The following is a 13,289-nucleotide window of genomic DNA, read 5'->3' as shown; positions in this document are numbered from 1 at the left end:
TATGGTATTGATAACCGACGGAGGCTCTACAAAATGTGATTGGATCTTACTGGATAAGAAGGGTGAAGTACAACTTAAAACCAGGACACAAGGTCTTAATCCGGCTGTTATATCTTCCGAAGAACTTAAAACCCGAATTTTATCGAATGCTGAATTAGAAGGTGTGGTTGAAGAGGTCACTACGCTAGATTTCTTTGGAGCAGGTTGCGGGACAGAAACGCCGGTTGCAATTCTGTCGAACCTTTTACAGGAATTATTTCCTAAGGCTAAGGTTTCGGTGAACGAAGATATTATGGCAGCGGTTTTGTCTGTGACCAACGAGCCCGGAATTGTTTGCATACTTGGAACCGGGTCCAACAGCTGTTATTTCGACGGTAAAACCGTTCATTTAAATGCTCCTTCCCTGGGGTATTCGGTCATGGATGAGGCGAGTGGAAATTATTTTGGCAAGCAATTGCTTCGGGATTATTTCTATAAAAAAATGCCTACGGAAGTTGCTTCAGAATTTGCAAAACGTTTCGATCTTGAACCGGATCATATAAAGATGCAGTTGTATAAACAACCCAACCCCAATGCCTATCTTGCTTCTTTTGCGGAGTTTATTTTTTTATCGGAAATTGAAAATGATTATTTCTCGGCATTGCTTTCAGAAGGAATTGAACGATTTATTGAATGCCGGATCCTAACCTTCACTGAAGCCAAAAGACTTCCTGTTCATTTTGTTGGTTCTATTGCACATTTTTCAGAAACACTTATTAAAACCGCTTTACAGAAACACAATTTACAAGCCGGCAATTTCGTTAAGAGGCCTATTGACGGACTTATATCGTATTACAAAGAACATAAACTTACCATCGAATGAGGCTGCCTTCTGTAAATCCAACGACTACCCAGGCCTGGAAGAAACTTCAGGAGCATTTTGAGCAGATAAAAACGCTTAGGATACGGCAACAGTTTACCGATGATCCTCAAAGAGCTGAAAAGTTCAGCATACATTTTGAGGATTTTTATCTTGATTTTTCAAAAAATCGAATTACCGAGGAAAGCATTTCGTTGTTGATTCAGCTGGCCGAGGAGGTACAACTCAAGGAAGCGATCCAACAACAGTTTTCAGGCGAAAAGATCAATGTTACCGAAGACAGGGCGGTACTCCATACTGCATTGCGTGATCTTTCGGCTATGAAACCGGAAATAAAGGGAGCACTGAAACAAATGAAAGCTTTTTCAGAAAAAATAATCCGTGGGACACATATGGGATATAGTGGGAAAGCGATTACCCATATCGTGAATGTTGGTATTGGAGGCAGTAACCTGGGCCCTGCCATGGTAATGGAGGCGATGTCTCATTATAGGAATCATCTTAACGTTCTATTCATCTCAAATGTCGATGGTGATCATCTCACTCAAACGCTAGCAACTCTCGATCCTGAAACAACTTTGTTTATTGTGGTTTCGAAGAGTTTTTCTACTCAGGAAACACTTACCAATGCCAAGATCATCAAAAAGTGGTTTTTGAAACAAGGTTCGGAACGTGATATTGCTAAACACTTTGTGGCTGTTAGTCAGAATGAGGCTGCAGCGATAAAATTCGGGATTCACGCTGAAAATATTTTTCCTGTCTGGGATTGGGTAGGAGGTCGGTTTTCATTGTGGAGTGCTGTGGGATTATCGGTTTGCTGCGGATTGGGGTATTCAAATTTTGAATCGCTATTGAAAGGTGCTCATACGATGGATAGCCATTTTAGATCGGCCGACTTTTCAGAAAACCTACCGGTAATTTTAGCATTACTTTCGGTATGGTACAACAATTTTTTTAATGCTGAAAGTGAAGCGGTGATACCGTATTCGCAGTATCTCACCGAGTTTGTGCCTTATTTGCAACAGGCAGCTATGGAGAGTAATGGCAAGCAAACTGATAGAAACGGAAAGAAAGTGGATTACCAGACCGGTACCATCGTCTGGGGTAGTACGGGCACTAATGCCCAGCATGCTTTTTTTCAGTTGTTGCATCAGGGTACCAAATTTATTCCAACCGATTTTATTCTTTTTGCCGAATCACTCTATAACGATCCGGTGAACCAACAAAAGCTTGTAGCCAATTGTTTTGCACAAACTGAAGCGTTAATGCAAGGAACTCAGGATAAGAATATTAAAGGATATAAAGAATTTGAAGGCAACAAACCTTCAAATACACTGCTTATTAAAAAATTGACACCTGAAAGCTTAGGCGGTTTGGTTGCCTTGTACGAACATAAGATCTTTGTTCAGGGAGTAGTCTGGAATATTTTTAGTTTTGATCAATGGGGAGTAGAATTAGGTAAAAAGATCGCTAAGAATACTCTGAAAGCTATTGAAAATAAGGAAATTAACATGGTGAATTCACCTTCCACCAAGAAATTGATGTCTAAATGGCTGGATATGAGATAACCCCATACGCACAAATATTTACTTCCAAATCCTCGTTCGCTATCAAGGGTTTTTTTATTTTTAAAAACCATTAACTAATACAATTTTATTATGAGCGAAACAGATAAAAAGATCACATTGGCACAGGCCAAAACCTGGACCAGTCAGTGGAGAGATACTCCTGAAAGCAACTGCAGAGCTTTTTTGCTTCCGCTTGAGGATTTACAGGGAGCCATTGATGAAATAAAGAATCAAGGAGGAAATCCATGTGCGAGAGTCTATTTAGGTATCGACGACACCAATACTGAAAAACTGATCGTGGTGGGAACTACTCAGGAGTCTGATGGAAAAGGAGGAACCATTTACAGAGATCTCTTACCCAATGATGATGGTTACGGGACCAACGGCAATAGTCTTTGGGATTTTTCAAAACCTTGTCCGCCATGGTGTGATGCTAACAGTGCTTTAAATCAATAGTTCTGGAATACATTTTAATTTTCAATAATTCGGTCATAGTTTTATCCATACTATTACCCATCATCTATCTTATAAGTTTTAAGAAACATTCTGCGGTTTATAAAGTTTTTACCGTTTACCTTATTTTTATTGCGGTAATTCAGGGTTTACTGTTTTATTACGCCTCGATGAAAACCGAGAATATTTTTCTGTTCAATTATTACTTTATAGGGCAGTTTATTTTTATGTCTGTTTTTTACAAACTTTTATTTGATAAAAAATGGGTTTATTATGTGATGTTTGCAGCACTTGTACTTCTGGGTATTCAATATACGTTGGACTTTTCGGTATTTTATAGTTATAATAGTTTTGGAGTGACCATCACCCAAAGTATCATTGCGATATATGCACTTCTGTATTATTACAAGTCCTTATCGGGGAACGCAAGTTTTTTGTATGTGAACGCCGGGGTAATTCTTTATTTTGTATCCAGCATATTGTTTTTTGCTTCCGGAAATCTAATACTAAAACTAGATATCCCGTCGGAGACCATGAAATATATTGGAATTCTTAATGATTTACTCTACCTCATCTTTGTAATATTGATCTTCGTAGAGTGGTACAGGAACTTTCGCCCATCAAAATCACAGAATAATAATCCTAATAGTTTGATGTAACAAATGGATTCACTTATAGCCGAAAATAATCAGGTAGTTTATGTGATCATGTTGGCGATCGGGTTGCTGGCTTTGATGTCTATTGCCATTATTGCCTTTTTTTACTATTCCAGCAAGCGGGTTATAAAAAGTGAACGCGAAAAGGCCAAACTGGAAGTTGATCATCAAAAGGAAATACTTCAGGCGACTATCATTACTCAGGAGGAGGAACGACAGCGAATCGCTCAGGATCTTCACGATGCGATATCTTCAAAATTGAATATCGTTTCCCTTAACGCCAATATGTTGGCTGAAGAGGGCATTCCTTCGGAAGAGACCAATAAAATAGGTGCGAGCATACTCGCAGTAACCACAACCGTTTTAGAGAGTTCACGCCAGATCGCACACGACCTGCTACCACCCACTTTAGAAAAATTCGGGCTACAGGCCGCTCTGGAAGAACTTTGCGAAGAATTATTGGAAACAGGAAAGTATGCGCTTCATTATAGCTTCAATTACGACCCAGGAACCCTAGCAGCCGATCGTGAACTGCATCTATTTCGTATCGCGCAGGAATTGGTAAACAACACTATTAAACATTCGGAAGCGACTTCCATTCATCTTACTTTAGATTCGTCTGAAAACTTGGTATCTTTACATTATGAAGACAACGGAAAGGGCTTTGATGCTTTTGCCGTTAAAAATGCAAAAGGCCTGGGGATGAGCGGAATTGTTAACAGAGTGGCAATTTTAGACGGTAATCTGAAGATGGATGCGAGTCCGGGAAATGGTATAAAAGGAACGATAGAAATATCAATTTAAATATGATGATCAATATTGTATTAGCAGATGACGAAGAATTGTTCAGGGTAGGTATGTCTCATATTCTTTCCAAGGATCCGGATATTAATATCGTACATGAAGCTTCCAATGGTAAAGAGCTATTGGAGTACCTTGCGGGGACAGAAGATCTTCCTCATATCATTATCATGGATATTAAGATGCCCGAGCTTAACGGGGTTGAAGCCACCAAGGTAATTCATAAGGCTTATGATGAGGTTCGTATTGTTGCATTAACGACATACAATTCCAAGCCTTTTATAAGAAATATGATCGATGTGGGAGCCAGCGCTTATCTGGTAAAAAATTCTCCGCCTTCTAAAGTGTTGCACACCATAAAGCAGGTTTATTACAACGGTTTTTATTACGATAAAACGGTGATGGATATTGTGAATGAACGTTTTGCTTCCGGTAGTAAATTGGAGGAACGAACGGTTTTTGACGAATCCTTTATAACGCCTAGAGAAAAGGAAGTGCTGGAGCTGATATGTAAACAAAACACCACTCATGAAATTGCCGAAAAACTTTTTATTAGTCCGCGTACGGTAGAAGTGCATCGTAAAAACCTATTGGAAAAGACAGGAGTAAAAAATATCGCAGGACTTGTGATCTTTGCGATTAACAATGATCTAGTGCCGCCAATTATCATTGAAAATTAAAGGACAAGTAGTTCTCGGTCAGATAATTTTTGTGGATGTATTGAAGAATTTCTTCGGAAAATATTATTCATCGATTGAAATCCTTAGACAGATTTAGTATCTTCATACAGCAGTAACTCCCCTATATTTTTTAAGCTGAAAGATTATGCTCACAAAAGTATACGGGAGTGCTGTGTTTGGTGTAGACGCAACCACCATCACAGTGGAAGTAAATGTGGATAACGGTATTGGTTATCATCTGGTAGGATTGCCGGATAACGCCATAAAAGAGAGTAACTACAGGATCGCTGCCGCACTTCAAAATAACGGTTATCGCATTCCGGGTAAAAAACTTATACTCAATATGTCACCTGCCGATCTGCGGAAGGAGGGATCGGCTTATGATCTTACCTTGGCAATGGGGATATTGGTGGCCACGGGACAGATCTCTGAAACCATACCTTTAAAGGATTATATTATTATGGGTGAATTATCACTGGATGGAAAGCTTCAGCCAATTCGCGGGGCGTTACCTATTGCCATTAACGCGAGAGAGGAGGGATTTAAAGGTTTTATTCTTCCGAAGCAGAATGCCAAAGAAGCTGCTATTGTACAGGGTATCGAAATTCTTGGTGCTGAAACGATAGCCCAGGTCATTGAATTCTTTTCAGAAGATATACCGATAACTCCTACTAAAATTGATATCGAAGCCGAATTCTACGAACACCTTGAAAACCCCGAATACGATTTTTCGGATGTAAAAGGGCAGGAATCTGTCAAGCGTTGTATGGAGATCGCTGCCGCCGGCGGTCATAATATTATTTTGATCGGTCCGCCGGGTTCGGGGAAAACCATGCTCGCCAAGCGCCTACCCAGCATCCTGCCACCGTTTTCGCTCACTGAAGCTCTGGAAACGACCAAGATCCACAGTGTAGCCGGAAGAACGTTACAAAAGGGAGGAATAATGACATCACGCCCGTTTCGGAGTCCGCATCATACTATCTCGGATGTGGCATTGGTAGGTGGCGGGACCTATCCGCAGCCCGGGGAGATCTCTCTGGCACATAACGGAGTTCTTTTTCTGGATGAGCTTCCGGAGTTCAAACGCAGCGTACTTGAGGTGATGCGTCAGCCCCTGGAAGACCGGGATGTTACTATTTCGAGAGCAAAATTTACGGTAACCTATCCGTCAAGTTTTATGCTGGTAGCGAGTATGAATCCGAGTCCGGGAGGGTATTTCAACGACCCTGAAGCTCCGGTAGTTTCCTCACCACAGGAGATGCAAAGGTATCTAAGCAAGATCTCGGGTCCCTTGTTAGACCGGATCGATATTCATATAGAGGTGACCCCGGTCCCTTTCGATAAGTTGAGTGAGGAACGAAAGGGTGAGCAAAGTGTGGTTATTCGGGAGCGGGTGACCAGAGCCAGGGAGATTCAAACCCTGCGGTTTTCAGAATTTGAGAATATCCATTACAATGCACAGATGGGGGTAAAGCAGATTCGGAAGTATTGTAAATTAAATAAGTCTTCATTAGAATTGCTAAAAACGGCTATGGAACGCTTACATCTTTCAGCCCGAGCGTATGACAGGATCCTGAAAGTAGCACGAACTATAGCCGATCTGGAAGTTTCAGAAGCTATTACGGGGAATCATATTTCGGAAGCCATTCAATATAGAAGTTTGGACAGGGATGGATGGTTTGGTTAAACTTCTATGAATAAATGAATTCTAAATTCATTTTAACAAAATATTAAGATTTGGAACTATACCCAATTGTATCTTTAGTGCCCAATAAAAATTAATCAAATAATGATATCAAAAACCTTTACTAAAGCCGCAATACTGGCTTTATTTACCTTCGCTGTAATTTCTTGTGGCGATAAAACCAAAGACAAAAAAGAAGAAAGTGCTAAGCTTTCCTTAGAATTTGAAAAATACGAATTGGAAAATGGCCTTGATGTTGTACTGCATCAAGACAAAAGTGATCCAATAGTTTCTCTTGCCATTCAGTACGGGGTAGGGTCAAACCGTGAAAAGACCGGAAGAACCGGTTTTGCCCATTTATTTGAGCATATGTTGTTTCAGGAATCTGAAAATGTTCCGCAGGATCAGTTCTTTAAGAAGATCCAGGATGCAGGGGGTACGCTTAATGGAGGAACCTGGAAAGACGGTACTATTTACTATGAGGTAGTTCCAAAGAACGCCATGGAAACTGTTATGTGGTTAGAAAGTGATCGTATGGGATATCTTATCAATACCGTTACTGAATCTGCATTTTACAATCAGCAGGAAGTGGTTCAGAACGAAAAAAGACAACGTGTAGATAATAATCCTTACGGACATGTGAGTTGGGTACTTGACAAAAATTTGTATCCTGAAGGACATCCCTATAACTGGCAGGTAATTGGCGAATTAGTGGATCTGCAAAGTGCTACTGTAGAAGATGTGCGTGAGTTCTACGATCGTTTTTACGGACCAAACAACGCTACGTTGGTACTTGCGGGTGATTTCGAGATCGATGAGGCCAAAGCGATGATCGAAAAATATTTCGGTGAGATAAAGCGTCGTCAGGAAGTTCCGAAATTAGAACCACAACCTGTTACCATTTCTGAGACTAAAAGATTATTCCACGAAGATAATTTTGCCAGTGCACCGCGTCTTGATATGGTTTGGCCTACGGTTGAACAATATACTGAAGATGCCTATGCATTAGATTTTCTTGCTGAGATCTTTTCTCGCGGAAAAAAGGCACCCCTTTATAAGATCCTTGTAAAGGAAAAGGATCTTACTGCTAGAACAGTGGCTTACAATAATTCTCAGGAGATCGCCGGAGAATTTCATATTATCATTACGGCAAACAGCGGTGTAGACCTCGACCAGGTTGAAGCGGGTATCAACGAAGCGTTTACGCTTTTTGAAACAGAAGGAGTTACAGACCGCGATGTGGAGCGTATTAAGGCCGGACTGGAAACAGACTTTTACAATGGAATTAGCAGCGTGTTAGGTAAATCCTTCCAGTTGGCACAATATAACGTGTTTGCGGGTGATCCCGGGTTTATTGAGCAGGATATTGAAAATATTAAAAAGGTGACTAAGGAAGATGTGATGAGGGTATACGAAAAGTACATCAAAGGGAAACCTTTTATCATGACGAGCTTCGTACCGAAAGGGGAACTGGAACTCATCGCAGAAAACTCGACAAAAGCACCTGTTGTAGAGGAAGAGATCAAAGAAAATGTCACCAAGACTATCGAAGAATCGAATGAAGAGATCGCTAAGACACCTTCAAAATTCGATCGTTCTGTGGAGCCGGAACAAGGTCCAGCGCCAAAACTGAACATTCCAACCTCATGGACGGCCGAGCTTTCCAATGGGATGGATGTCTATGGTATTGAACAGAATGAAATCCCAACAGTGAACTTTAGTTTAGTTATAGAAGGAGGTCATTTATTGGATAATAAAGACAAAAATGGTGTGGCTAACCTGATGACCGATATTATGATGGAAGGTACAGCTAATAAGACCCCCGAGCAATTAGAAGAAGAGATCGAAATGCTTGGCGCGTCTATTAATATGTATACGACCAATGAATCGATCGTTATTCGTGGAAATACGTTGACCCGAAACTTCGACAGAACCATGAAGCTTATCGAAGAAATTCTCTTGGAGCCGCGATGGGATGAAGAAGAATTTGCTCGTATCAAGACCAAGACGATCAACGATATTAAGCGTGCCGAATCCAATCCGAATGCGGTTGCAAATAAGGTGTACAACAAGATTTTATACGGAGAAGACCATATATTCAGTTACCCAACCAGCGGTACAGAAGCCTCTGTTAATGCCATCACTATTGGGGATCTTAAGGAATTCTATACTAAGAACTTTTCACCCTCTGTAAGTACATTTCACGTAGTTGGTAAGATCGATAAAGAGACAGCACTTAACAACCTGAACGGTCTTGAGGAGCGATGGGCCGCCAAAGAGGTAATTATACCTGAGTATCCGATTGCCAATAATCGCGACAAGGCTTCCTTATACTTTGTAGATATCCCGAATGCAAAACAGTCAGTGATCAATATCGGATATATCGCATTACCGAGAACCGACAAGGATTTCTATCCTGCGGAAGTTATGAATTATAAATTAGGAGGATCATTTTCAGGAAATGTAAATCTTATTCTTCGTGAAGAGAAGGGGTATACCTATGGAGCACGAACTAATTTCTCCGGAAGTAAGATCCCGGGGACGTTTACCGCGTCTTCCAGTGTTAGAACTAATACCACCGGAGAATCGGTGCAGATCTTTAAGGATCAAATCGCTGAATATAAAAATGGCATAGCACCTGAAGACCTTGAGTTCACGAAGAACGCCTTAATTAAATCTAATGCACGTCGATTCGAAACACAGTTCTCTTTACTGGGTATGTTACAGGAAATGAGTAGTTACGATCTTCCGGCAGATTACATCGCCAGCGAAGAAGACGTGATTAGAGGTATGACATTGGAACAACATAAGGCACTCGCTAACAAATATCTGGATGAATCTAAAATGGCTTATCTGGTCGTTGGGGACGCCGCTACTCAATTTGCGCAATTCAAAAAGATGGATTTTGATGAGGTTAAACTTCTCAACAAAGATGGTGAAGAAGTGAAACTGAATGATGTTAAGATGTAATATTGGTTTAAGATCAATTTGAAAAAGGGATGCTCGTAGAGCATCCCTTTTTTCGTTTTATTTATCCTATATTTAGTTACCAAAACACAGACTCAATTTGAATCTTTTTAAAAATATCGGACCGGGAACTCTTGTCACAGCTGCATTTATTGGTCCGGGAACGGTAACAGTTTGTACGCTGGCTGGTGTAGAATTCGGTTTTACACTCCTATGGGCCATGGTACTCTCCATAATCGCAACCATCGTCCTTCAGGAAATGGCAGCAAGACTCGGATTAGTAAGTGGCACAGGTTTAGTTGAAACCGTAAAAAAGGAAATAAGCTCTCCTGCACTAAAATATGCAGCGCTGCTCTTAATATTTTCAGCCATATTCATTGGAAATGCGGCCTATGAGGCCGGGAATATAAGCGGAGGAGTATTAGGGCTTGAAACCTTTGTGAAGACTACCACCGTTGATCTTGGAAGCCTTTCGGTAAATTATTTAAGCCTCGTCATTGGAGTGCTGGCTTTTATATTACTCTATACTGGAAGTTATAAACTTATTGAACGCAGCTTAATTGGATTGGTCCTTTTGATGAGCGTATCCTTTATTTTAACTGCGATACTAACACAACCCGATCTTATTTCAGTTGTAAAAGGGTTGTTTGTTCCCAAATTTCCCGAAGAAGGAGTCCTAACGGTGATCGGACTCATAGGAACTACAGTAGTGCCATATAATCTGTTCCTCCATGCTTCTCTGGTTAAGGAGAAATGGAAGGGTGTGGCCGATCTTAAAAAGGCGCGAACAGACCTGTATGTTTCTATAGTGTTGGGCGGACTCGTTTCTATTTCAGTTATTATTGCAGCGGCCGCCATCCCAAAAGGAGCTATAAGTAGTGCTGCCGATCTTGCGTTGAGTATGGAACCTCTGTTCGGAAACTTTGCAAAATACTTTTTAAGCGCCGGTTTATTTGCTGCCGGAATTACTTCAGCGATTACTGCACCCTTAGCCGCAGCGTATGTTGCCAGAGGCTGTTTTGGATGGGATTCAAACCTGAAATCAACTCGTTTCCGGGTAGCATGGGGAGCCGTTTTGCTTATTGGAATTGTGGTGTCATCCATCGGATTGAAACCCATAGAGATCATAAAATTTGCACAGATCGCAAATGGAATATTATTACCGGTGATCACCGGATTCCTGCTTTGGATCGTAAACCGGAAAGCGTTGCTGGGTAACTATAAAAACTCCTTACTTCAAAATGTTATAGGTAGCCTCATCTTTTTAGGAACCATAGTCCTGGGAGGCAGAGCCCTAATTAAAGTATTGGAGATCTCATGGTAATCGAAATTGACATAAACGCCGATCTGGGGGAAGGAATGGGGCAGGATGAAGCACTAATGCCTCTTATTTCCTCCTGTAGTATCGCCTGCGGGGGTCATTATGGTACCGATGAATCCATGCGCAGAACCGTGATCCTTGCAAAAAAGCACAAGGTGAAAGTGGGCGCGCATCCTTCTTTTCCCGATAGGGATAACTTCGGAAGAAAGGTCATGAGCCTATCCAAGCAAGAACTTTCTGAAGCTGTGTACTACCAGTTGCTTCATTTTTATGCCGTTTGCGAAACTGAAGGAGTCACTGTGAATCATATTAAATTGCACGGTGCACTTTATAATTATGCGGCCATAGATGCTCCTGCCGCTGATGCAGTAGTTGAAGCCATAGTGGAAACCAAAATACGTCCAAAACTATACCTGCCGTATGGATCAATATTACATAAGAAAGCTGAAAATATTATCCCATTGCAATTTGAAGCATTTATTGATCGTACTTATAATAACGATCTAAGGCTGGTTTCCAGAAGTGACCCTAATGCGACTATCGAAACAGCTGAAGCCGCCTGGAAGCAGCTACAAGGAATGATCTTTAAAAATGAGGTCACTACTTCAGAAGGCTTACAACGGAACATTGTTGCATCTACCTATTGTATTCATGGAGATAATCCTAATGCTTTAGTGATACTGGATCATATTCATTCACAACTTCATAATGCGGGAATACAACTTTTATGAAACTTTTTCCTAAAATAAAGATGTTTGGAGCTCATTCAGTGTTACTGAGTTGGGAGTCTGAAATTAACGAAAGTACTCATGCACTTATGTTAAAGTGGGATCGTTTTCTATTGCACCATTATTCAGAAGAAATTCGGGAAACCGTGATTACATATACGGCTTTAGCGATCTATTTACACGAGTTCGTGGAGGTTTATTCGTTTATGGATAAACTAAGGTCATTACAAGAGATCTCCTCAACAGAAATAGAGAATGGTAACGATATGATCATACAGGTACCCGTTTGCTATGCTGTCGAAATGGCACCCGATCTTAAGGAGGTTGCTAGAAAAAATAAACTCACTTCCAAAGAAGTGATAGCCTTGCATTCGAGCCCTGTCTATAGCGTTGCATTTAATGGTTTCCTCCCCGGGTTTCCATATTTAATTGGGTTGCCCAACCAACTTATAACAGCCAGAAAAAACACCTCAAGAACACATGTTGAAGCAGGCTCGGTGGCCATTGGAGGGAATCAGACCGGTGTCTACCCAACCACATCCCCGGGAGGCTGGAATGTGATAGGGAGAAGTCCGTTGCAGTTTTTTAATGTAAACAATGACCCGCCTTCCTTGCTCACTCCGGGAAGTAAATTAAGGTTTTACGCGATTACGCTTCAGGAGTTTAAACGAATTTCGAAAGAAATTAAAGAGGGAGTGTACCATTTAAAAATGGAGGAAAGTTATGATTAAAGTGTTGTCATCGGGGTTGTATTCGAGCATTCAGGATAAGGGAAGATGGGGGCATCGAAAAAGCGGAGTGCCGTTAAGTGGTGTTATGGATAGAGTGAGTGCCATACTGGCAAATACGCTATTGGGAAATGATATCTATGCCCCTTTAATGGAAATTACGCAAACGGGACCTGTACTGCAGTTTATGGAAGCTACCCAGATCTCCATTACCGGTGCCGGATTTACCCCAACTCTCGATAACGTTGAAATACCGCTTAACAAAAGAGTTCGGGTGGACAAGGATTCAACTTTAAAATTTGGTCTTCCCAGTTATGGAGTGCGGGGGTATCTCGCAATACGCGGAGGATTTATTTCTGAGAATGTGCTTGGAAGTTTCAGTTACTATCCTTCCGTTACAAGTAGAGCAAAGCTACACAAAGGAGATATATTGCATTTTAAAGAACTTTCAAGCGGAAACGGAAAGATTACTGCTTCAGTAAAAAACAATGTAAGTCATTTTGAAGATGAAATTCTGGAAGTTTTTAAAGGACCCGAATTCGACGATCTTTCCGAAGAAATTCAGCAAACGATAACTTCTTATAAACTTAAAGTACTGCCGCAAAGCAATCGTATGGCATATATTCTGGAGGGACTGGAAGGATTGTCGGCAAAAGAGATCATCACCGCTCCGGTGCAACCCGGAACTGTGCAGTTAACACCTTCGGGCCAATGTGCTGTCTTGATGAGGGATGCGCAAACCACAGGGGGGTATGCAAGAATACTACAACTAAGTGAGTCGGCAATTAGTAAAATGAGTCAGAAGTCCGCAGGAAGCACCGTTAGGTTTAAGTTCATTGACTAA

General features: G+C 41.1%; 12 protein-coding genes. All 12 read left to right on the top strand.

What is annotated here, in order from left to right:
• Nucleotide 1: 1 nt before the first annotated feature.
• The 12 genes from ALE3EI_RS12555 (at nucleotide 2) to ALE3EI_RS12500 (ending at nucleotide 13,289) form a co-directional block, all read left to right on the top strand.
• Complete coding sequence (locus tag ALE3EI_RS12555; protein ID WP_186989178.1) at nucleotides 2-862, top strand: N-acetylglucosamine kinase; 861 nt, start codon at nucleotides 2-4, stop codon at nucleotides 860-862.
• Nucleotides 859-2,427, top strand: a complete 1,569-nt coding sequence (gene pgi, locus ALE3EI_RS12550; protein ID WP_186989176.1) for a glucose-6-phosphate isomerase — start codon at nucleotides 859-861, stop codon at nucleotides 2,425-2,427. Before ALE3EI_RS12555 ends, pgi begins: the two co-directional genes overlap by 4 nt.
• Before the next feature lie 90 nt (nucleotides 2,428-2,517).
• Complete coding sequence (locus ALE3EI_RS12545) at nucleotides 2,518-2,883, top strand: hypothetical protein (protein WP_186989174.1); 366 nt, start codon at nucleotides 2,518-2,520, stop codon at nucleotides 2,881-2,883.
• A gap of 167 nt (nucleotides 2,884-3,050) precedes the next feature.
• Entirely contained in the window at nucleotides 3,051-3,539 is a 489-nt protein-coding gene (locus ALE3EI_RS12540) for a hypothetical protein (protein ID WP_186989172.1), read from the top strand.
• Nucleotides 3,540-3,542: 3 nt separating this feature from the next.
• The gene (locus tag ALE3EI_RS12535; RefSeq protein WP_186989170.1) at nucleotides 3,543-4,340 is read left to right on the top strand and encodes a sensor histidine kinase; all 798 of its coding nucleotides are present in this window, start codon (nucleotides 3,543-3,545) and stop codon (nucleotides 4,338-4,340) included.
• A gap of 2 nt (nucleotides 4,341-4,342) precedes the next feature.
• A complete protein-coding gene (locus ALE3EI_RS12530) occupies nucleotides 4,343-5,017 on the top strand; it encodes a response regulator transcription factor (RefSeq protein ID WP_222614542.1) in 675 nt (224 codons plus the stop codon).
• 145 nt (nucleotides 5,018-5,162) lie between these two features.
• The gene (locus ALE3EI_RS12525; protein ID WP_186989168.1) at nucleotides 5,163-6,704 is read left to right on the top strand and encodes a YifB family Mg chelatase-like AAA ATPase; all 1,542 of its coding nucleotides are present in this window, start codon (nucleotides 5,163-5,165) and stop codon (nucleotides 6,702-6,704) included.
• 102 nt (nucleotides 6,705-6,806) lie between these two features.
• Entirely contained in the window at nucleotides 6,807-9,671 is a 2,865-nt protein-coding gene (locus ALE3EI_RS12520; protein ID WP_186989166.1) for a M16 family metallopeptidase, read from the top strand.
• Nucleotides 9,672-9,768: 97 nt separating this feature from the next.
• On the top strand, nucleotides 9,769-10,992 hold the full coding sequence (locus ALE3EI_RS12515; protein WP_186989164.1) for an Nramp family divalent metal transporter: 1,224 nt from the start codon (nucleotides 9,769-9,771) through the stop codon (nucleotides 10,990-10,992).
• Nucleotides 10,986-11,720: a 5-oxoprolinase subunit PxpA gene (gene pxpA / locus ALE3EI_RS12510; RefSeq protein ID WP_186989162.1), complete on the top strand. Its 735-nt coding sequence runs from the start codon at nucleotides 10,986-10,988 to the stop codon at nucleotides 11,718-11,720. Before ALE3EI_RS12515 ends, pxpA begins: the two co-directional genes overlap by 7 nt.
• Nucleotides 11,717-12,448: a 5-oxoprolinase subunit PxpB gene (gene pxpB / locus ALE3EI_RS12505; RefSeq protein WP_186989160.1), complete on the top strand. Its 732-nt coding sequence runs from the start codon at nucleotides 11,717-11,719 to the stop codon at nucleotides 12,446-12,448. The genes pxpA and pxpB overlap by 4 nt, the downstream gene beginning before the upstream one ends.
• Nucleotides 12,441-13,289, top strand: a complete 849-nt coding sequence (locus ALE3EI_RS12500) for a 5-oxoprolinase subunit C family protein (protein ID WP_186989158.1) — start codon at nucleotides 12,441-12,443, stop codon at nucleotides 13,287-13,289. Before pxpB ends, ALE3EI_RS12500 begins: the two co-directional genes overlap by 8 nt.

This window comes from Constantimarinum furrinae, from assembly GCF_014295415.1.
Lineage (GTDB): Bacteria > Bacteroidota > Bacteroidia > Flavobacteriales > Flavobacteriaceae > Constantimarinum > Constantimarinum furrinae.
This window is presented reverse-complemented; position numbering and strand designations above follow the sequence as displayed.